We start from the raw sequence: 949 nt of genomic DNA, 5'->3' as shown, positions 1-949 counted from the left end.
GCGTTTGAAATCGACAACCAGCTGCGCCCATTTAGGCGTAGTACGGCGCAGGCTTTCGAGGCCGTCTGAAAGCTCGGTGTGCAAATCCAAATCGGTTTTAATCGTTACCAAATCATACGACAGCGGCAGTTGTTCCAAAGCAGCTTGCAGGTTTTCTCCCACCTTGCCTTTGACTTCGGCAGCGTGTTCCATCACACCAGCCAGCGAGCCATAGACTTCCAGCCACTTCACCGCAGTTTTCGGGCCGCATTTTTCCACACCCGGCACGTTGTCCACCTTGTCGCCCATCAGCGCGAGATAATCGCGGATTTGGTCGGGGCGCACACCGAATTTTTCCTTCACGCCTTCAATATCCAGCGTTTCGCCGCTCATCGTGTTCACCAGTGTCACGCGCTCATTTACTAACTGCGCCATGTCCTTATCGCCGGTAGATACCACCACGTTCCACCCTGCTTCGCTAGCCATCTTAGCCAAAGTGCCGATAACGTCGTCCGCTTCCACCTGCGGAATCACCAATACCGGCCAGCCCATCAGGCGCACCAAATCCGGCAAGGCTTCCGCCTGAGGGCGCAAATCGTCCGGCATCGGCGGGCGCGTCGCCTTATAGTCGGGGAACATCTCGTGGCGAAAATTTTTGCCCTTAGCGTCAAACACCACCGCGCAATATTCATGCACATAATCCGCCCGCAGCCGGCGCAGCATGTTCAACACACCATACATCGCCCCCGTCGGCGCACCATCGGGCGCAGACAAATTCTGCCCCATGGCATGATAGGCGCGGTAAAGATAAGAAGAGCCGTCAACGAGAAGGAGTGTGGGTTTGTTGGACATGGAGAACCTGCTGTGTGTATGAAAATAATGTACGGATTATAAAGGAAAAGGCCGTCTGAAAACCGAAAATCAAGTTTCAGACAGCCTGATGTTTACATAAATATACGGTTTCAGGTAT

At 53.6% G+C, this 949-nt stretch carries 1 protein-coding gene; it reads right to left on the bottom strand.

What is annotated here, in order from left to right; genetic code table 11:
- Positions 1 to 831, bottom strand: an 831-nt coding sequence (locus ACTHUR_RS12290; protein ID WP_440398753.1) for a 5'-3' exonuclease, incomplete at its 3' end; no start/stop codon positions are given.
- Positions 832 to 949 lie beyond the last annotated feature (118 nt).

The organism is Neisseria sp. P0021.S007, assembly GCF_051956855.1.
This window is presented reverse-complemented; position numbering and strand designations above follow the sequence as displayed.